14 protein-coding genes are annotated in these 19,591 nt (G+C 62.2%); 4 read left to right on the forward strand and 10 right to left on the reverse strand.

The window, feature by feature from the left end; genetic code table 11:
• Positions 1–227: 227 nt before the first annotated feature.
• The 4 genes from JOZ06_RS07225 to JOZ06_RS07240 form a co-directional block, all read right to left on the reverse strand.
• Positions 228–2,522: a Tex family protein gene (locus JOZ06_RS07225; protein WP_293230631.1), complete on the reverse strand. Its 2,295-nt coding sequence runs from the start codon at positions 2,520–2,522 to the stop codon at positions 228–230.
• Between the two features lie 171 nt (positions 2,523–2,693).
• Complete coding sequence (locus JOZ06_RS07230; RefSeq protein WP_293230634.1) at positions 2,694–3,041, reverse strand: STAS/SEC14 domain-containing protein; 348 nt, start codon at positions 3,039–3,041, stop codon at positions 2,694–2,696.
• Between the two features lie 59 nt (positions 3,042–3,100).
• Positions 3,101–3,679 carry a hypothetical protein gene (locus JOZ06_RS07235; RefSeq protein ID WP_293230637.1) on the reverse strand — a complete coding sequence of 193 codons (579 nt, stop codon included), beginning with the start codon at positions 3,677–3,679 and terminating at the stop codon, positions 3,101–3,103.
• Positions 3,680–3,754: 75 nt separating this feature from the next.
• Positions 3,755–4,864, reverse strand: a complete 1,110-nt coding sequence (locus tag JOZ06_RS07240; RefSeq protein ID WP_293230639.1) for an aromatic ring-hydroxylating dioxygenase subunit alpha — start codon at positions 4,862–4,864, stop codon at positions 3,755–3,757.
• A gap of 726 nt (positions 4,865–5,590) precedes the next feature.
• Here JOZ06_RS07240 and pta point away from each other — a divergent pair.
• The 4 genes from pta to JOZ06_RS07260 all read left to right on the forward strand — a co-directional run bounded on the left by pta (position 5,591) and on the right by JOZ06_RS07260 (position 14,577).
• The gene (gene pta / locus JOZ06_RS07245; protein WP_293230642.1) at positions 5,591–7,675 is read left to right on the forward strand and encodes a phosphate acetyltransferase; all 2,085 of its coding nucleotides are present in this window, start codon (positions 5,591–5,593) and stop codon (positions 7,673–7,675) included.
• A 173-nt stretch (positions 7,676–7,848) separates the two neighbouring features.
• On the forward strand, positions 7,849–9,330 hold the full coding sequence (locus JOZ06_RS07250) for a methyl-accepting chemotaxis protein (RefSeq protein WP_293230645.1): 1,482 nt from the start codon (positions 7,849–7,851) through the stop codon (positions 9,328–9,330).
• Between the two features lie 65 nt (positions 9,331–9,395).
• Positions 9,396–13,310: an ATP-dependent RNA helicase HrpA gene (gene hrpA, locus JOZ06_RS07255; RefSeq protein WP_293230648.1), complete on the forward strand. Its 3,915-nt coding sequence runs from the start codon at positions 9,396–9,398 to the stop codon at positions 13,308–13,310.
• 109 nt (positions 13,311–13,419) lie between these two features.
• A complete protein-coding gene (locus JOZ06_RS07260) occupies positions 13,420–14,577 on the forward strand; it encodes an HD domain-containing phosphohydrolase (protein WP_293230651.1) in 1,158 nt (385 codons plus the stop codon).
• 139 nt (positions 14,578–14,716) lie between these two features.
• On the opposite strand, the gene JOZ06_RS07265 is transcribed toward JOZ06_RS07260, so the two are convergent.
• The 6 genes from JOZ06_RS07265 to rnc form a co-directional block, all read right to left on the reverse strand.
• The gene (locus JOZ06_RS07265) at positions 14,717–14,902 is read right to left on the reverse strand and encodes a hypothetical protein (protein ID WP_293230654.1); all 186 of its coding nucleotides are present in this window, start codon (positions 14,900–14,902) and stop codon (positions 14,717–14,719) included.
• A gap of 802 nt (positions 14,903–15,704) precedes the next feature.
• A complete protein-coding gene (nagZ, locus tag JOZ06_RS07270; RefSeq protein ID WP_293230657.1) occupies positions 15,705–16,790 on the reverse strand; it encodes a beta-N-acetylhexosaminidase in 1,086 nt (361 codons plus the stop codon).
• Positions 16,787–17,197 carry a holo-ACP synthase gene (gene acpS / locus JOZ06_RS07275; protein WP_293230659.1) on the reverse strand — a complete coding sequence of 137 codons (411 nt, stop codon included), beginning with the start codon at positions 17,195–17,197 and terminating at the stop codon, positions 16,787–16,789. Before acpS ends, nagZ begins: the two co-directional genes overlap by 4 nt.
• The gene (gene recO, locus JOZ06_RS07280) at positions 17,194–17,937 is read right to left on the reverse strand and encodes a DNA repair protein RecO (RefSeq protein ID WP_293230662.1); all 744 of its coding nucleotides are present in this window, start codon (positions 17,935–17,937) and stop codon (positions 17,194–17,196) included. Before recO ends, acpS begins: the two co-directional genes overlap by 4 nt.
• A gap of 11 nt (positions 17,938–17,948) precedes the next feature.
• Positions 17,949–18,839, reverse strand: coding sequence for a GTPase Era (era, locus tag JOZ06_RS07285; RefSeq protein ID WP_293230665.1), 891 nt, complete (start codon positions 18,837–18,839; stop codon positions 17,949–17,951).
• Positions 18,836–19,549: a ribonuclease III gene (gene rnc, locus JOZ06_RS07290; RefSeq protein ID WP_293230668.1), complete on the reverse strand. Its 714-nt coding sequence runs from the start codon at positions 19,547–19,549 to the stop codon at positions 18,836–18,838. Before rnc ends, era begins: the two co-directional genes overlap by 4 nt.
• Positions 19,550–19,591: the final 42 nt, after the last annotated feature.

Here is a 19,591-nt window from a genome sequence, read left to right on the forward strand (position 1 = left end):
CGTACTTTGGCACGCAAGGACTTCAAAGAAACCCGAAGGTTACTTTCTGTCTCTTGCAGTGCAAGTGTCGGGCTCCCCCGGCACTCACACCTATCGGTTGTTCTGTTCTGTTAAAGAGCGGTGCTGCGTTGTGTTGCTGCAGCGAAGGTGTGCACTATACAGAGACGGAAACTGACGGTCAAGCATGAATTGCGCTTTTTTCAGAATCCGCCTCTGTACTGGCCCGGCTATTTGCGCAAGCGAGCAAAAGCCGCCGCCATGGCGGTATCCGCCGCCGGCGCTGCCGACGGCTGGCGCTGACGCGGCTTGCCGGCGTCGGCGCCTCGCGCCGACGTGCGCGCGCCCACCTCGTCATCGAGGCGCATGGTCAACGCAATGCGCTTGCGCGGCACATCCACTTCCAACACCTTGACCTTGACGACGTCCCCCGCTTTCACGACCGTGCGCGGATCGTCGACATAACGTTTCGACAAAGCGGAGATATGAACCAGCCCGTCTTGGTGCACGCCAATATCGACGAAAGCGCCAAAATTGGTAACGTTGGTGACCACGCCTTCCAACTGCATTCCCGGCAGCAAGTCCGTCAAGGACTCAACGCCCTCTTGGAACACCGCGGTACGGAAGGCCGGCCGTGGATCGCGCCCCGGCTTGTCGAGCTCCTTGAGAATGTCCATCACCGTCGGCAGACCAAAACGCTCGTCGGCGAAATCGGCCGGCCGCAACGCACGAAGAAACGGGCTGTCGCCGATCACGCTACTCACTTCCCGCCCCGAGCGCGCCACGATTTTCTCCACCACCGGATAAGCTTCAGGATGCACCGCCGAGCGATCCAGCGGATTGGCGCCATCCATGACGCGCAGAAAACCGGCCGCTTGCTCGAACGTTTTATCGCCCAGCCGCGGCACTTTCTTGAGATCCGCGCGCGAACCAAAAGCACCGAACTGGTTGCGGTGAGCAACGATGTTGCCGGCCAAGGTGTGATTCAACCCCGACACGCGAGTCAACAACGGAACGGACGCCGTATTGACGTCAACGCCAACCGCGTTGACGCAGTCCTCCACCACGCCATCGAGCGCACGGGCCAGCTGCCCCTGATGGACGTCGTGCTGATACTGACCAACGCCGATCGACTTGGGGTCAATCTTCACCAGCTCCGCCAGCGGATCTTGCAGACGACGGGCGATCGATACCGCGCCACGCAGACTCACGTCCAGCTCCGGAAATTCGTTGGCCGCCAATTCGGAGGCGGAATAAACCGATGCGCCGGCCTCGGACACCATGACGCTGGTCAGTTTGAGCTCCGGATGTTGCCGCATCAGCGTTTGCGCAAGCTTGTCCGTTTCCCGGCTAGCCGTGCCATTGCCAATCGCAACCAATTCAGCACGATGGCGCGCCGCTAGCTGAGCCAGCACCGCAACCGCACGATCCCAATCGTTTCGCGGCGCGTGCGGGTAAATCGTGGCGGTCTCCAACAACTTGCCGGTATCGTCCACCACGGCGACCTTCACTCCGGTGCGCAATCCCGGGTCCAAGCCGATGGTGGCGCGCCGGCCGGCCGGCGCCGCCAGCAGCAGATCGCGCAGATTGCCGGCAAATACCTTGATGGACTCGGCCTCAGCGGCTTCTTTCAAGCGGGAGATCAACTCCAACTCCAGCGACAGAAAGACCCGCGCGCGCCAACATAGACGGACCGAATCCAGCAGCCATTTATCGGCGGGACGGCCGCGGTCCGCCACGGAAAAATGCTCGGCCATCGCGCGCTCGTAAACGCTGCGCTCGGCGGAGGGCGTATCGTCCGGCTGATATTTCAGCGCCAGCTGCAACACACCTTCATTACGACCGCGCAATAGCGCCAGCGCCCGATGCGACGGCATGCCGTGGATGGCCTCGCGGTGCTGGAAATAGTCGGCGAACTTGGCGCCCTCGGCTTCCTTGCCCGGCACCACCTCGGCCGCGAGCTCGCCCTCGCGCCACAATCGTTCGCGCAACGCGCCGAGCAACCCGGCATCCTCGGAAAAGGTTTCGATCAGGATGGCGCGCGCGCCATCCAGCGCCGCGCGCGCGTCGGCCACACCCCGACGCTCATCGACATAAGCCTGCGCAGCCTCCTCGGGCACCCGCGCCGGGTCGGCCAGCAGCAGCTCGGCCAACGGCTGCAAACCGGCCTCGCGGGCGATCTGCGCCTTGGTGCGGCGCTTCGGCTTATACGGTAAATACAGATCTTCCAGCACCGTCTTATTGTCGGCGGCCAGAATGGCCTGCTGTAGCGCGGGCGTCAGCTTATCCTGCTCGGCGATCGATTTCAGTATCGCCTCGCGACGCTCATCGAGTTCGCGTAGGTAGGTCAGGCGCTCATCCAGCTTGCGCAGCTGTGTATCGTCGAGCCCGCCGGTCACTTCCTTACGGTAACGGGCAATGAACGGCACGGTGGCACCGCCGTCGAGCAACTCGACCGTCGCGGCCACCTGGTTTTCTCGCACCTGCAATTCTGCGGCAATCCGGCTGGCAATACTGGGCAACATCGGCAATATCTTGTGTTTTGGGGGAAGGCGTTACTGTAGCCGGTTCGGCGACAAAATCAAGCACCCACCAGGATCTGACAACGGCCGCTGCCGCAAAAAATTGGCCGGCAGACCCTAGACAGCAAAAAGGCCGGACGAGCCGGCCTTGCAAAACAACGCATTACCGTGACGTCACGGTTTGGACAGCCAAGCCTGACCCGCGGCGACGCTATCGAAATACTCGGAATGCCCGCGCGTGACGAGCCCGGCCAAATGCGCCGCCAGCTTGATCCAGACATCGCTGACCACGACCGCCACGCGGCCGAAATCCTTGTCGTGCGCGCGCACGAAACGCAGCTCCTCCAACGCCATATCCAGCGTGAAATCCTTCAGTTCGGACAAATCCAGCAGAACATGGGGATGGCCGATCTCACCCGCGCGCTTCAACAGCGCTTCCTCGAACAGCTTGAAATCGGCCAGGGTGAACTCGTTAAACAACGCCACATCCAGTCCGTACGACTGTTCACGAATCGAGATCATCTATTCAGCTCCTGAAAATCAACCCGGTAATTGAATTCTAGCGTCAAAGCGCCGCGGTGTCAGAGACGTCCCTTGGCGAATTGCGCCGAATAACAGAGTAACTGCAAATTTTTACGATACGACTTGAACTCGGAGGCGTTGGCCGCGCAGCGCGCCTCCAACACCCGCCGCTTATCCTCGCGTTGGAAAATGTGCAAATTGCGCCGCACGATCCACAGCTGGTCGGAGACATAGCGCCCTTCGCGATAATCCAACACCAGCCGGCCGGCCTTGGGTTGGTAATGCACCGTTTGCGCCGCCTCGCGGTCGCCGTCCTGCTCGCGATAATCGGCCGCGAGCTTGGCCAGCGTCTCGCCGGAGAGCCAAGGCCGCAGGCGAATCGTGACGTCGATGGCGGCACGCTCGCGTTGGTCTGCCTTAGGGGGAACGACGCGCAATTGACGGATGCCATTCAAGGTTTCGGCGCGCACTCGCCAACCGGTGGGTACGGTCAACTGCAATCCACTGATCGGATCGGCGTATAGATAGGTCGTGGAAGCACGCTCCAGGCGCATCGGCTGGGCGGGCGGCGCCGCCGCAAAGGCGGCTTGCGCCGTCAGAAGAAACACACTCGGCAGGAAATGCGCTAAACGGATCATCGCATCAACAAAAAAGGCGTGGAAACCCACGCCTTTTCTATTGTGCACGAAAGCCTATCACGTGCAAAGCCATTGTCAGGTCCGCAGCAAGTCGCCCATCTTGCGCCGATAGAACTCATGGAAATGCTGCATGCCCTCTTCGGTCGGCGACTGATACGGGCCTGCCTCGCTACGGCCGTCCAGCCATAGCGCGCGGCGCCCCTGGTGCATGCGATAGCAGATCTCGTCGTCTTCTTTGGCGGTTTCGAAATAGGCGGCCTGCTCGGCCTCGATGAACTCGGGCTCGAAATAGACCACCTCTTCCGGATAGAAGAACTCGGTGATGACCGTGCACTTCTCCGGCCCGCGCGGCACGACCACGCTGATCACCAGAGAGTGCGGATACCACTCGACCATGATGTTGGGGTAGTACGTCAGCCACAACGCGCCGAATTCCGGGCATTTATCGGCATAGCGCCGCAGCACTTCCTTGTGCCACTCCCCATACACCTTGGAGCCAGGCCGGCTGAGGCTATTTTTGATGCCGACCGATTGCACATGGTACTGATTACCCCATTCCCACTTCAGGTCGGCGCAATTGACGAAATTACCGAGCCCCGGATGGAACGGATCGACGTGATAGTCCTCGGAATACACTTCAATGAAAGTCTTCCAGTTGAAGTCGTACTCGGTGACATGCGTACTGTGGTAGACGAAGCCGGCAAAATCCATGTACTGCGCCACGCCAAGCCGGGCAAGATCATCCTGCACGTTGCGCTTGGCATCGAACAGCATGCCATGCCAGGACGTCAGCGGCGTTTGACCCAAGTTGAGGCACGGCGTTTCCGGGAACAGCGGTGCGCCGATCAACTGGCCGCGGTTGTCATAGGTCCAGCCGTGCAGATTGCACACGACGTGATTGCCGTTGCCGCGCCCTTGATAGATGCGCGCCTGCCGGTGACGACAGACATTGGACAACAACAGCACCTCGCCGCCGGCGCGCTTAAGCATTTTGCCGTGATCGAGCCACTCGATCGTGTGATAGTCCCCCTCTTCGGGAACCATGAGCTCGTGGCCATAATAGACCGGCGCGTCGGCGAACAGACGCTCTTGCTCCAGCCGATAAATGGCGGAGTCGAAATACGTATTGATGGGAAGCTGGACAGCAGCCGGTTGCAACAGCTGCGAGGAAGCCAGATCAGACATTATTCCCACACCTCCAGAGTAAGAAGTATAAGACCAGCCGAATCTCGCCTAAAACGAGTTTACGGAACCTACCGATGCTTAGGAAAAAACCCCTTTACACACGCAGGGCTTGAATTCTGGCCTGACTTTATCCAAAGGGCAAGTGATTTGCTTTAAAAAAATCAAAAATGCAGCCACTCCATCAAAAAAATTTGCAAAAACCCAATTTAAGAACCAAAAATAGTTAAAAAACACCTTCATCATCAAATATTTAACTCCATGTGCAAGCAACAAATTGCGCCAACATTAATGATTTAGAGATATTTAATATTGGCGCTTTTGTGCAACACAACATGCGCATGCAGCTTGATATGCATCAACCTCGATACGATCATGCGTTCCGCCCTCTGCACAGCACGCCGTCGTTGGCGTAAATAGTGCTCTCGTTGCGCTCGAGCGCGGGACATGTTGGACCATCGGGGAGAAGGCATCGGTGGATGCGCTATACTGCAACGCAGCATCGAATAAGGCCTGGCACAGCATGCTACCCCCGCGCTCAGAGAGAACAAGATGGTAAAAATCCACTTGAATGACATGGTTTTTGGCGATTTTGTCGGACAACCGACTTTTTCGTTATCCATTTCGCCTGAGGGAAACCTCTCGCCCGTGGATCTTGCCTGCACATTGCAGCAAAGCGTTTGATCGTACAGGCTCGCCCGCAGCGAGCCGGTTTCAAGGACTCGAACAATGCATACATTCTTTTTGGCGCCCATCGGCTTCGACGTTGGTCTGACTTCCGTCTCTCTGGGCATGATTCGTTCGCTGGAACAGGCGGGCCTGTCCGTCGGCTTCGTCAAGCCGATCGCCCAGGGTAACGACGACCAGGAAACCGAGCGCTCCACCCACTTCGCTCGTGCCATCTGCCGCGCCGACGCGCCGCAGCCGATCCCGATGGAGCATGTGGAAAAACTGCTGGGCCAAGGCCAAGTCGACCAGCTGATGGAAGAAATCGTCACGCTGTATCGGAAGGTAGCCAGCCAGAAAGTCGACGTCGTCGTCGTCGAAGGCCTGGTGCCGGACCAGAAACACGTTTTCTCGACCTTTCTCAACACCAAGATCGCGCGCAACCTCGAAGCGCAGACGATTCTGGTGGGCTCGGTCGGACAATTGACCGATCACGAGATCGCCGAACAAATCGATCTGAGCGTGCAATCGTTTGGCGGCCACGGCGGCCAGATCGCCGGCGTGATCCTCAACCGCGAAAGCCATGGCCGCAATGCCGAGGCATTGCGCACGCAACTGCTCTCCGGCAGCCAATGGGCCCGGGACATCGATCTGCCGGTGCTGGGCGTCATTCCGGAACGCACCGACCTGCAGGCGCCGCGCACGCTCGATGTGGCGCGCCACCTTAACGCCACCATTACCCATGCCGGACAGATCAGCGAGCGCCGCGTCAACTCGATCGTGGTGACGCTGCGTACCGCGCCGCACATCATTCATCTGCTCAAGCCGGGCGCGCTGGTGCTCACCAGCGGCGATCGCGAGGACGTGATCCTGACCGCCGCCATGGCCAGCATGAACGGCGTGCCGCTGGCAGGCCTGGTGTTCACCTGTGAATCGCAGCCCGACCCGCGCATCATGCAGCTGTGCCAGCAAGCCTTCAGCAGCAACTTGCCGGTGATGATCAGCGCGCTCAATACCTTCGAAACCAGCAGCCTATTGGCCCAGATGGGCAAGGCGGTGCCGGAGGACGATACCGAGCGCATGGAACGCGTCATCGACCACGTTGCCGAAAACCTGCACGCGGACAAGCTCAAGCAATTCGTCGGCGAACCGCACGAGCCGCGTCTGCCGCCGCCGGCCTTCCGTTATCAGCTGCGCGAAAAGGCGCGTCAGGCCGACAAGCGCATCGTGCTGCCTGAAGGCAACGAGCCGCGCACCATCCGTGCCGCCGCCATCTGCCACGAAAAGCACATCGCCCGCTGCGTGCTGTTGGGCGATCCGATCGAAATCCAGCGCATCGCCGAAACCCAAGGCATCGTGCTGCCGGATTCGCTGGAAATCCTCGATCCGAACAAGATCCGCGGCAATTACATCGAACCGATGGTCGAACTGCGCAAGAGCAAGGGGCTGACCGCGCCGATGGCCGAGCAGCAACTGGAAGACAGCGTCGTCCTCGGCACCATGATGCTGGCGGAGGGCGATGTCGACGGCCTGGTATCCGGTGCCGTGCACACCACCGCCAACACCATCCGCCCGGCTCTGCAACTGATCAAGACCGCGCCGGGCGCCGGTCTCGTCTCCAGCGTGTTCTTCATGCTGATGCCGGAGCAAGTGCTGGTTTACGGCGACTGCGCGGTCAACCCGGATCCGACCCCGGAAGAACTGGCCAACATCGCCATTCAATCGGCGGATTCGGCCAAGGCCTTTGGCATCGAGCCGCGCGTGGCGATGATTTCCTACTCCACCGGCAGCTCCGGCAGCGGCAGCGACGTGGAGAAGGTGCGCGAAGCGACGCGCATCGCGCGCGAAAAGCGTCCTGACCTGATCATCGACGGCCCGATGCAATACGACGCCGCCTCGGTTGAAAGCGTGGCTCGTCAGAAAGCGCCGGGCAGCGAAGTCGCCGGTCGCGCCACCGTGTTCATCTTCCCGGATCTGAACACCGGCAACACCACCTACAAGGCGGTACAGCGTTCGGCCAACGTCATCAGCGTCGGCCCGATGCTGCAAGGCTTGAGAAAGCCGGTCAACGACCTGTCGCGCGGCGCGCTGGTGGACGACATCGTCTACACCATTGCACTGACCGCGCTGCAAGCCGCGCAGCAGTAACGCTTTCTTGTTTCGGCCAAAACCCCTGCCAAGGCAGGGGTTTTTTGCGTTTACAAACAGCGACATCTGCGATCGAGCCATTGCTCCAAGCAAACATTTGTTTTAAAGTTCCTGAAAAAATATATTCATATGGGATACGGCAAACACACAGCGCATGGAGGAGCAAACACGCGATGGCAGCATCCAAACTCACCGCATGGTTCATCCCCGACTCGATTCAGCAATCCCCCGAGCAGTCGATTAAAGCCCGCACCGTCGTGGGCGTGGCGCTTTTGGCGGGCATCATCGCCCCGCTATTCGCCATCGAATATTTCCAGCTCAACCACCCGGCCATGGGCTGGGGGATCGTCTGCGGCGGACTCGCCCTATTGTCGGGCCCGCTTATCCTCAAACTCACCGGCGCGTTGCGCTTTACCGCGGAATTCATCATCGGCGCCATGTATTGCATGGTGTGCTGGATGGTGTACGTCAACGGCGGCATCATGTCGACCAGCATCGTCTGGTTCGCCTCGATCCCCTTCACTTCGATTTTCGTCAGCGGCCGGCGCTCCGGCGTCGTCTGGACGCTGTTGGCGCTATGTGCCATCGGCGGCTTTTTCCTGCTCTCCGGCCAAGCAGGCTGGTTGCCGGCGGTACCGATCGACCACGCGCTCATCCCCAAGCTGCAGGCCAAATCGTTGGCCGGCTTGACCTTGATGGTGCTGGTGCTCGCCATGTCCTACGACAAAGCCAAGGTGCAGAGCTTCTCCAAGCTGGAAGAAGCCCGCAGCCAGGCCATCGAGGCGAGCCAGGCGATCAAGACCATGCTCGCGCAAGTGACGCGCTCGATCCAGGATGCCTCCGACGCGAGCCGCGACATCGCCCAGTCGACGCGCAAGATGGCGCAGACCATGACCGAGCAGCGCGAACGGGCTGAGGACATGGTGGTCGTGGCACAGCAGATGGCGGTGGTGACCGGGCAGAATACCGAGCAATCGCTCTCGGCCACGTCGATGGCGCAAAGCGCCGGAGAACAAGCCAATAAGGGCGGCCAGGCGATGGATCAGGCGGTCGACCAGCTAGGCCAAGCCTCGGGCGTGATCGCGCTGGCCGCCCAGCGGCTGGAAGAGTTGGGCCAACGCAGCAGCGAAGTCAGCAGCATTGTGCAGCTGATCCGCGATATCGCCGAGCAAACCAACCTGCTGGCGCTCAACGCCGCGATCGAGGCTGCGCGCGCCGGCGAGAGCGGACGCGGATTCGCCGTCGTGGCCGACGAAGTACGTAAGCTCGCCGAGCGCACTCAACAGGCCACGCAAGGCGTCGAGCAGAAAATCCAGTTGATCGTCGACGGCACGAGCCAAGCCATCGACGCCATGCGCGACGGCAACCGCCAGATGCAGGCGGGAAAGGAGAACAGCGCGTCGGCCCAGCTGCAATTGGGCGACATCATCCGCGACACGCGCGAGCTGGCGGGCATTCTCACCGAGGTCGCCGCGGCCGGCTCACGGCAGAATCAAGGTTTCTCTCAATTCGCCAACGACATCACCGCGGTGGGCGACTCAACCCGCACGCTGACCAGCGAAGTGCATACGATCGCCGAAGCCATTCAGACGCTGGACGGTCTGATGGCCGAGCTCGGCCGGTCGATGCATCAGTTCTCCAGCGCGGCGGCCTAGGGGGCGCAAGCGATCACGGCGGCAGTGCTATAATTGCCGTTTTTGATCGCCAAGACCCTCGCAGCATGAAATCCGAACGCCTCCCGCAAGCCTACCAAACCGCCCTGGCCGACTGTCTGATCCGTGATCGTCGGCCGCTGCAGGCCAAGCTGCGCGATGCCGAGGCGCGTGCGCACAAAGGGCAGCCGGCGGACCGGCTCATCGCTCAAATCGACGCGCAGATCGCGCGCTCGCAGGCGCGCGTCGCCGCGCGGCGCGCGCATCTGCCCACGCCGACGTTCGACGACAGCCTGCCGGTCAACCAAAAGCTGGAAGACATTCGCGATGCCATCGCGCGCCATCAGGTAGTCATCGTCTGCGGCGAAACCGGCTCAGGCAAAACCACGCAAATTCCCAAGATCTGCCTGACATTGGGCCGAGGCGTGCACGGGCTGATCGGCCATACCCAGCCAAGACGGCTGGCGGCGCGCTCGGTCGCGACCCGCATCGCACAGGAGCTCGGCTCGCAGCTGGGCGAGCATGTCGGCTTCAAAGTGCGCTTCACCGACCAGCTATCGGAAAAGAGCGTGGTCAAGCTGATGACCGACGGCATCCTGCTGGCGGAAACCCAGACCGACCGCTACTTGGAAGCCTACGACACGATCATCATCGACGAAGCGCACGAGCGCAGCCTAAACATCGATTTCATGCTGGGCTACCTCAAGCAGCTGTTGCCGCGCCGTCCGGATCTGAAAATCATCATTACCTCGGCCACCATCGACGCCGACCGGTTCTCGCGCCACTTCGACAACGCCCCGGTCATCGAGGTCTCCGGCCGGCTCTACCCGGTGGAAATGCGTTATCGCCCACTGTCCGAACGCGACGAGGACGAGCGCGAGATGGAGATGGAGGACGCCGTGGTCGAGGCGGCGCAGGAGCTGATGCGGGTCGGGTCGGGCGACATTCTGGTGTTTCTGCCCGGCGAGCGCGAGATTCGCGAAACCGCCGAAAAGCTGCGCAAAGCGGGCTTGCGCGGCCTGGAAATCCTGCCGCTGTTCGCGCGCCTCTCCAACGAGGATCAGCAGCGCATCTTCCGCCCGAGCGGCGGCCGCCGCATCGTGCTGGCCACCAACGTGGCCGAGACGTCGCTGACCGTGCCGGGCATCCGCTATGTCATCGACACCGGCCTCGCCCGCGTCAAGCGCTACAGCCCGCGCGCCAAGATCGAACAGTTGCTGGTGGAAAAAATCTCGCAGGCCGCGGCGCGCCAGCGCGCCGGGCGTTGCGGCCGGGTGGAGGCCGGGGTCTGCATCCGCCTGTATGGCGAGGACGACTTCAACGCCCGCCCGGCATTCACCGATCCGGAAATTCTGCGCGCCAACCTGGCGGCGGTGATTTTGCGCATGGCCGCGCTGCGGCTTGGCCGCGTCGATGCCTTCCCGTTCATCGAACCGCCCTCCTCGCGCCAAATCGCCGACGGCTATCAGGTGCTGACCGAGCTTGGCGCGCTCACCGACAGCGGCGAGTTGTCGCAAATCGGTGAGGAGCTGGCGCGTATTCCGACCGATCCGCGTCTGGGGCGCATGCTGCTGGCCGCGCGCGATTTCCATTGCGTGCGCGAGATGCTGATCATCGCCTCGGCCCTGTCGATCCAGGATCCGCGCGAACGCCCATTCGAAGCGCGCGACGCGGCCGAGCGGGCGCAAGCCCGCTTCGTCGACGACAAGTCGGATTTTCTCTCCTTCCTGCATCTGTGGGATTTTTACGATGACGCCTACAAACACAAGAAATCGACGCGCCAGCTGATCAATCTGTGCCACGATCATTTCCTGTCTTGGATGCGCATGCGCGAATGGCGCGAACTGCATGGGCAGCTGGCCGAGATTGCCGCCGAACTCGGCTTTCGCGCCGAACCTCAGCCCACGAATCAGCCGGCGACGGAGAAAGCCAAACAAAAGCTGGACGCGGTCGCCTACGAAAACCTGCACAAGGCGCTGCTGACGGGGCTGATCGGCAACCTCGGCATGAAGTCGACCGAAGGCGACGACTATCTCGGCGCGCGCGGCAGCCATTTCCTGATCTTCCCCGGCTCGGGCCTGAAAAAGAGCAGGCCCAAATGGCTGGTCGCGGCCGAACTGGTGGAAACCTCGCGTCTGTATGCCCGCTCGGTCGCCAAAGTCGAGCCGGAATGGGTAGAGAAACTGGCGCCGCATCTGGTCAAATATCACTACTTCGATCCCCACTGGGAAAAAGCCAGGGGCGAAGTGGTGGCGAGCGAGCGCGTGACGTTGTTCAGCTTGACGCTGGTGCCGCGCCGGCCGGTCAGTTACGGCCGCATCGCGCCGCAAGAGGCGCGCGAGCTGTTCATCCGCGGCGCGCTGGTCGCCATGGAGTACGTCTGCCAGGCGCCGTTCTTCCAGCACAATCAGCATCTGATCCGTGAAGTGGAGCAGTTGGAACACAAGTCGCGCCGCCAGGACGTGCTGGTGGACGAGGACGCGCTGTTCGCCTTCTATGACGAGCGCCTGGGCGCGGAAGTGGTTGACGCCGCGAGCTTCGAGGTCTGGCGCAAGGCGATCGAGCAACAGGAACCGAAAAGGCTTTTCCTGACCCGCGAAGAACTGATGCGACATGCCGCCCAGCATGTGACCGCCAACCAGTTCCCCGAATGGCTGGATAGCGAGGACGGCCGGCTGAGACTGAAATACCGCTTCGAACCCAACCATCCGCTCGACGGCGTCACGGTCGACGTGCCGCTGGCCTTGCTCAATCGCTTGGAACCGGCGCGCTTCGAATGGCTGGTGCCAGGCATGGTGCGCGAAAAAGTGCAGGCGCTGATCAAGGCGCTGCCGAAGCAAATCCGGCGCAACTGCGTGCCGGTGCCCGACTTTGTCACCCGCTTCCTGGCCGCCGAGCCCGATATGGCGCAACCGCTCTCCAGCCAGCTGGCGGATTTCGTCGCCAAGGCCACGCGCGAGCACCCCGGTCCGGACGCCTTCGCCCAAGCGGAATTGCCACCGCACCTGCTGTTCAACTTCCGCGTCATCGACGACGGCAAGCAAGAGTTGGGCACCGGCCGCGATTTGCTCCAGCTGCAACGGCAATTCGGCCAGGCGGCGCAACTCACCTTCCGCGACACGTCGGCCGAGTTCGAGCGCGACGACGTGACGAGCTGGGATTTCGGCGATTTGCCGGCCACGATCCAATTCGCGCGCGGCCGGCAGCAGTTGACGGGCTATCCGGCGCTGACCATCGAGCAAGAGCGCATCGCGTTGCGCCTGTTCGACACCGAGGCCGCCGGCGAACGCGCCCATCGCGGCGGCGTCATCCGTCTGTTGCAACTGCAGCTCAAAGAACAGATGAAGCAGATGAACAAAGGCTTGCCTGGCATGACGCCCATCGCGCTGCAATTGCGGGCGGTGGCCAATGCCGACGAGCTTCTGGCCGACGCGATCGCCGCCATTTGCGATCGCGCCTTCATCGGCGACGATCCGCTGCCGCGCAGCGAAAAGCCCTTCAATGAGCAAAAGGCGCGCGCACGCACGCGCCTGCCGGCCGTCACCCAAGCGGTGATGCAATATCTGGGACAAATTGCCCAGGAATACCAAGTGCTATCGATGCGCCTGCAGAAGCACCGGCTGGGCTTTGAGCTACGCCAACAGCTCGACGCATTGATCTACCGCGGCTTTCTCGCCGCGACCCCCTGGCCGCAGCTGCAACATCTGCCGCGCTACATGAAAGCCATGAGCCTGCGCATGGACAAACAGCCGGCGAACCCGCAGCGCGACGGACAACGCGCGGCGGAAATCCGCCAGATGTGGGATATGTGGCAAGCGCGCATGGACGAGCACCGCCAGCAAGGCGACACACCGCAGCAGCTTGCCGATTTCCGCTGGCAGATCGAGGAGTTGCGTGTTTCGCTATTCGCCCAGGAGCTCAAAACGCCTTACCCGGTATCGCTCAAACGCTTGCAAAAGCAGTGGAGTGACCTCAAGGCGTGACCGGCGCATCAGCTAAATGACATAGAACAACTGTCCGGGCTATTCCAACAGTGCCAGTGTCAGTAAAATGTTGAGCACAACGACACGTGCAGAGCGGGAAATCGACGACATGGCAGACAAGCATGGCCGCATTCAGCAGGCAAGGGTTCCTGGCGACCTGATCGAGGTCGGCCAGTCGCTGCCGTTCGACGTCTTCGCCGATCGCGGCTTCCTGCTGATGAAAAAAGGTCATTACGTTCTGACCGACGAGCAGAAGCGCAAACTGGAACGCGTGGGCGTCACCCAATTCGTCACGGAAGAAAAGACCGACGAGGGTTTTTATAGCGACACCGCCGCGGAAGACAAGCGTTTGCTGCCCGGCCCGTTCGACGAAATGTCCCATCTTTATCTGCGCACGCGCGCGCTCTTGCGCCAGGCCATGCACGTCAAGGACTTTTCCGGTTCGGTGCAGAGCGTCGCCCAAAGCATTCTGCAGCTCGCACAAACTCAACCCGATGCCGTCGTCGCGGCGATACTGCTCGCGCCGTTTCGCGAATATGCGCCCGCTCACGCCGTACATACCGCCGCCTTGCTGGCGCTGTTGACGCGGCGCATGACGCTGCCGCCACATCATCGGGAAATCTTGCTGTGCGCCGCCCTGACGATGAACATCGCCCAGGTTGAACTGCAAAACGAATTGTTCGCTCAGCAAGAAGCCTTGAGCACCGCGCAGCAGGACGAAATCAAGTCCCACCCGCTGCTGGGGTCGGCGATTTTGCGCGAGGCCGGCGTCGAGGACGAGCTGTGGCACACGCTGGTGCAAACCCATCACGAATCGTGGGTCGGCAATGGCTATCCGTTTGCCCTCAAGCGTGACCAGATCTTGCCGCCGGCGCACATTCTGCACCTCGCCGACATCGTCTGCGCCAAGCTGACGCCGCGCCGCTACCGCTCCGCCCTATTGCCCGCGACCGCGCTAGGACAGATTTTTCAGCGCAAGGACGCCGAGTTCGACGAGGCGTTCACCACGCTGCTGATCAAGGAGTTGGGGATCTATCCGCCAGGCAGTTTCGTGAAGCTGGCGAGCCAGGAGATCGGCGTGGTCACCTACCGCGGCAACAAACCCAGCACGCCGCAGGTCGCGGCGCTGCGCAAGATCGACGGCCCCGCTTACGCCGAACCACTGATCCGCGAAGCGCGCAATCCCGCCTTCAAAGTGCTCGAACCCTGCTCTTCGCAGCTCTCCGGCGTGCGTCCGGGTTACCTCGGACGGCTGTGGAAACTCTAGGACGCACTCGCCGCAGGCACTGCACCGCAATCTCATGACGACGGCGCCTCGAACAGGCTGCTACTCTGGTGGAATCACAAGCTGCATTAAACAGTTCAAACACCCGGCGGCGCCACCGGGCGGGATCCGTCACCAACGCTTAGCTGCGCAAGGCGGCTTGTACGACATCGAGCTTATAACTGACCGCGGCCAACAGACTACGCGCCGCTTCCGGGTTGAGCCGTCGCCGTGGTGCTGGCGCCAGTTGCCGCACCAATTGATTGACGGTGAACTGGATATCGCGCAAATCGCGCTCGATGGGTGTGAGGGTACGTCGGTATGCCATAGATCGAACTCCTTCGGCTTACATCATGGAGGAGCTGCCGTAAGGAGGCGGCAGGCCGAGCGAAGGTTGACGGACCGGTGCTTATTCCGGCACACCGGCGAGCCGAAACCCGCCGGTGTCCTTCGCCGGCCCGCCAAAAAAAGCAGGTCGACGTACAACTGAGCACAATGATTTCCCCGTGCTCATAAGCATCGAGACCGTCAAGCCTCGTGTTGCTTCTTTATAAGTCGCAACGATGACGGAGGTTAGGGACCAAGGCAGAGCGCGTCAAGGGCGCACGGTTCGGTTGACGGACGCACGATCAACAACCGTCAAAACAGGGGGGAAATCCTGACACTCGTCACCGACCTAGGGATAGCCCCGGCTTTGCGACGCCAGGGACTAACGGCGTTGGCGCAATGCCGCGCATTGCGCGGCGATTGCTCCCTACGACCCCGGATGCGCACTCGCCGGCGCCGGCTTGCTATTCGTCGCCATGATGCCCCACCCAGCGCTCGCCGCGCCGTGCTGGTCACCGGCCCATTGCTGGCAACTCACACAGGCCAAGCGTCACGCTACGGTAGCGGCCTCTAACGCGCAAAACACGCCGCTGGCCATTTCCTATACCGAATATCTCAAATGGCAGCAGCGGTTCAAAATCTGGATAAGCTAAGAATGGTAGGCGCTCGCAGGCCGTGCGTTGCTTCGCGAACGCACGCTACCCAACGCGAGAGCAGGCGTGGTGCACTGCCTTCGGCGAGTGCACCCTACACGAAGACGCGTCCGGGTCCGTAGGAGGCAATCGCCCAAGAAGACAGCGGGGTCAGGAAGCTTCCCCGACGGCGGGGCCGGTCGCGGCGTATTGCGCCGGCACCAGGCGCGATACGTCCTGCCGGCAGCGCGCGAACGCGTCGGAACGAATCAGCGACTGCCAATCGGACGACTCGCCGCGCCCCTGCATCCGCGCCAAGCGGCGCGACAGCGCGTCGTTTGCCGGGGGCGTCAGTTCGGCCAGCAGTTGGTCGGCCATATCCGGGCGGTTGCACAACAGCACCATGTCGCAGCCCGCGGCCAATGCCGCGCGGCCACGCTCGACGAAGCCGCCGGCTTGCGCCGCCCCTTCCATGCCTAGATCGTCGGAGAAGATCACGCCGTCGAAGCCCAGCTGTCCGCGCAAGATGTCCTGCAGCCAAACGCGGGAGAAGCCCGCCGGCTGGGCGTCAACCTGGGGATAGACCACGTGCGCCGGCATCACCGACTCCATGCCGGCGGCGGATAGGCGCGCGAACGGCAGCAAGTCCTCGCAACGCAGATCGGCCAGCGAACGCTCGTCGACCGGCAGCGCCAGGTGCGAATCCGCCGCGACCCAGCCATGCCCCGGGAAATGCTTGCCGCAGCAAGCCATGCCCCCACGTTGCAGCCCTTGGCGCAAGGCCAGCGCCAATGCGGCCACCGCGACCGGATCGCGACCGAACGAACGGTCGCCGATAATGGCGCTCTTCGCCCAATCGAGATCCAGCACCGGCGTAAACGACAGATCGATGCCGCAGGCGCGCAACTCGGCCGCCAACACGTAACCGACGTTTTCCGCTTGCTGCATGCCTTGCACCGGGTCGGTCCGCCACAACGCGCCTAAGGCCTGCATCGGCGGCAGGCGGGTGAAACCCTGCAAGAAACGCTGCACGCGCCCGCCCTCATGATCGACGGCGATCAACAGCGCCGGCGTGCGCACGGCGCGGATTTCCGCGCACAATGCGGTCACTTGCGCCACGGAGGTGAAATTGCGGCGAAAGAGGATCACCCCGCCGACCAGCGGATGGCGCAAGCGCTGGCGCTCCGCCTCGGTCAAGGTCAGGCCATCCACGCCGACCATGACCGGGCCGCGCGCGCTATTCAGAGGTTGTGTCATGATGTCGTCTCCAGTGGGGACGCGGCGTCCGCGCCCTCCAGCACAACAAAGGCGAGGGCATAAAGCCGCTCGTCGCTGAGGGATACATGGTGCCGGGTCACGCCGCGCACACGCAGGTAGTCGACCAGCGCATCGGCAAGCACGAGCCGGGGCTTGCCCAACGCGTCGTGCTCGAGCGCGATGGCCGGCAGCACGGCAGGCGCGCGCAGTCCGGTGCCGAGCGCCTTGGCGAACGCTTCCTTGACGGCAAAGCGCTTGGCCAGAAAGCGCGCAGGATCTTCGGCCGTCCGCCAATCGTCGAGTTCCCCCGGCGCCAGGATATGGCGAGCCGGACCATGGGGGTGGCGCGCCAGCAACGCCGCCATGCGGGCGATTTCCACCATGTCGGTGCCGATGCCTAGAATCATTCCGGCTCCTGTTCCACTTGCGGCGCCAGCGATTGCAACAGCTCGCGCGAGGCCAGACGCACGTCCGGCTCCAGCAGCGCCTCCAGCATCAACCGCAACAGGCCGCGCGACTCGCGCCGCGTCTGCTCAGCGGAAAAATCGTCGGCGGCCATGGCAAGCAACGTGGCGCCGGACACGATCGCCTGGTGGTTGTCCGGCTCAAAGCCGCGATCGGGCGCCGGCCGCTGCCCCGGCTGGCAGACATACCAGCGCGCGGCGTCGACTGCCGCGCCGTCCTCGTCTTCATCCAAGGTCGGCGCATAGCCAAGATGCCCGACCAGCGCCAGCTCGAAACGCCGCAACAATGCCCCTGGGGGCTCGCCGGCCGCCAGGCCGCGCACGGTGCGGTCGTAACAGCGCCAAATGTCGCGATGCGGGTCTTCGCGCACCAGCAGATGCATCAGCAATTCGTTGAGATAAAACCCGCAGATCAGCGGCAGACCGGCCAATTGCCGCACCCCGCCCTGCCAATCCGCCGCGTGCAGCGTGCGCACTTCGTTCTTGCCGAACCAGGACAGGGTCAACGGCTGAAACGGCAGCAGCAAGCCGCGCAACTCGGCGCGCGGGCGGCGCGCGCCGCGCGCCACGAGGCCGAGCCGGCCGTGGTCGGGCGTCAGAATCTCCAGCAGCAGGCTGGTTTCCCGGTAGGGCCGGGCGTGCAGGATGTAGGCTGGCTGGCGGTCGACCTTGCCTGGGTTCATGGCATCCGCTCTCAATCGAGGCCGAATTCCTTCAGGAAACGCACATCATCGGCCCAACCGCTCTTGACCTTGACCCAGACTTGCAGAAATACCTTGCCGTCGAACAGCTTTTCCATATCGAGCCGCGCCTCGGTGGAGATCTTCTTCAGCTTCTCTCCGCCTTTGCCGATGACGATGCTCTTCTGCCCTTCCTTATCGACCAGCACGGCGACGTAGATACGGCGCAACGCGCCATCGAGCTCGAACTGCTCGACCTCCACGTTCATCGAGTAGGGCAGCTCTTCGCCCAGGTAACGGAACAGCTTTTCGCGCACGATCTCGGCCGCCAAGAAGCGTTCGCTCTTATCGGTCACCATGTCTTCCGGATACAGCGGCACCGATTCGGGCAGATGCGGCCGCACCTGCAGCAAGAGTTCCGCCAAGCGCTGGCCGTGCTTGGCGCTGACCGCCTCGACGCCGGCAAAAGCGAAATCCTGTTCGACACGGGCGATGAATTCCGCGAACCCAGGCTTATCCTTGGCGCGGTCCAGCTTGTTGACCACCAGGATCACCGGGCTGTTCTTCGGCAACAGCGGCAGGATGTCGCGGTCGGCATCGGTCCAGCGCATGGCCTCGACCACGAACAGCACGCAATCGACGTCGGACAGGGTGTCCCTGACGCTTTGATTGAGCACGTCGTTGAGCGCGCTGCGATGGTGCGTCTGAAAACCCGGCGTGTCGACGAATACGAATTGCGCGTCATCCTCGGTACGGATGCCGGTGACGCGGTGACGGGTGGTCTGCGCCTTTTTCGAGGTAATGCTGATCTTCTGGCCGATCAGGTGGTTCATCAGCGTCGATTTGCCGACGTTGGGACGGCCGACGATCGCGACAAAGCCGCAGTGGAAGGTGGTATCAGTCATCGAGAATGCTTGCCTTTGGCAAAATGTCGCGTCAGTTGTTCGAGCGCCGCCTCGGCGGCTTGCTGCTCGGCGGCGCGGCGGCTACCGCCTTCGCCCGTGGTTTCGATCACCAGATCGCCCAGATCGCACGCCACGCAAAACCACTGCTCATGCGCCTCGCCGTTCTGGGTCAGAATCCGGTACTTCGGCAATGGCAGCTTGCGTGCCTGCAAGGCTTCCTGCAAGCGGGTCTTGGCGTCCTTGGCGTGCCGGGTCGGATCGATGGCGCGCACGCGCGCGTCGTACAGCTTGCGCACGACCTGTTCGGCACAGGAAAAATCAACGTCAAAACTGACCGCGGCGAAGATCGCCTCAAGCGCGTCGGCCAAAATCGACGGGCGGTTGAAACCACCGCTCTTCAACTCCCCTTCGCCCAGGAACAGGTATTCGCCCAACTGCAACTCGTGGGCAATCTCGGCCAAGGTGTTTTGATTGACCAGATTGGCGCGCAACCGCGACAACTCGCCTTCGGTCAGCGTCGGAAACTGATCGTACAGCATGCGCGCCACGGTGTAGTTGAGAATGCTGTCGCCAATGAATTCGAAACGCTCGTTATTGGGGGTGCCGAAGCTGCGGTGCGTCAGCGCCTGGCGCAACAGCACGGGATCTTTGAAAGCATGAGCGAGGGCCTCGGAGAGGCGGCGAAAACGGGTTTCTGGGGGGGTCACCATGATTCAGTTCAAAAGGTTGCCGGCCCGACCTGCGGGTCGAGC

It is taken from the genome of Paludibacterium sp. (genome assembly GCF_019232825.1).
GTDB lineage: Bacteria > Pseudomonadota > Gammaproteobacteria > Burkholderiales > Chromobacteriaceae > Paludibacterium.

Coding starts and splice junctions, on each gene's coding strand:
- JOZ06_RS07225 (WP_293230631.1), bottom strand. CDS start 2,522: ATGTTGCCCAGTATTGCCAGCCGGATTGCCGCAGAATTGCAGGTGCGA.
- JOZ06_RS07230 (WP_293230634.1), bottom strand. CDS start 3,041: ATGATCTCGATTCGTGAACAGTCGTACGGACTGGATGTGGCGTTGTTT.
- JOZ06_RS07235 (WP_293230637.1), bottom strand. CDS start 3,679: ATGATCCGTTTAGCGCATTTCCTGCCGAGTGTGTTTCTTCTGACGGCG.
- JOZ06_RS07240 (WP_293230639.1), bottom strand. CDS start 4,864: ATGTCTGATCTGGCTTCCTCGCAGCTGTTGCAACCGGCTGCTGTCCAG.
- pta (WP_293230642.1), top strand. CDS start 5,591: ATGCATACATTCTTTTTGGCGCCCATCGGCTTCGACGTTGGTCTGACT.
- JOZ06_RS07250 (WP_293230645.1), top strand. CDS start 7,849: ATGGCAGCATCCAAACTCACCGCATGGTTCATCCCCGACTCGATTCAG.
- hrpA (WP_293230648.1), top strand. CDS start 9,396: ATGAAATCCGAACGCCTCCCGCAAGCCTACCAAACCGCCCTGGCCGAC.
- JOZ06_RS07260 (WP_293230651.1), top strand. CDS start 13,420: ATGGCAGACAAGCATGGCCGCATTCAGCAGGCAAGGGTTCCTGGCGAC.
- JOZ06_RS07265 (WP_293230654.1), bottom strand. CDS start 14,902: ATGGCATACCGACGTACCCTCACACCCATCGAGCGCGATTTGCGCGAT.
- nagZ (WP_293230657.1), bottom strand. CDS start 16,790: ATGACACAACCTCTGAATAGCGCGCGCGGCCCGGTCATGGTCGGCGTG.
- acpS (WP_293230659.1), bottom strand. CDS start 17,197: ATGATTCTAGGCATCGGCACCGACATGGTGGAAATCGCCCGCATGGCG.
- recO (WP_293230662.1), bottom strand. CDS start 17,937: ATGAACCCAGGCAAGGTCGACCGCCAGCCAGCCTACATCCTGCACGCC.
- era (WP_293230665.1), bottom strand. CDS start 18,839: ATGACTGATACCACCTTCCACTGCGGCTTTGTCGCGATCGTCGGCCGT.
- rnc (WP_293230668.1), bottom strand. CDS start 19,549: ATGGTGACCCCCCCAGAAACCCGTTTTCGCCGCCTCTCCGAGGCCCTC.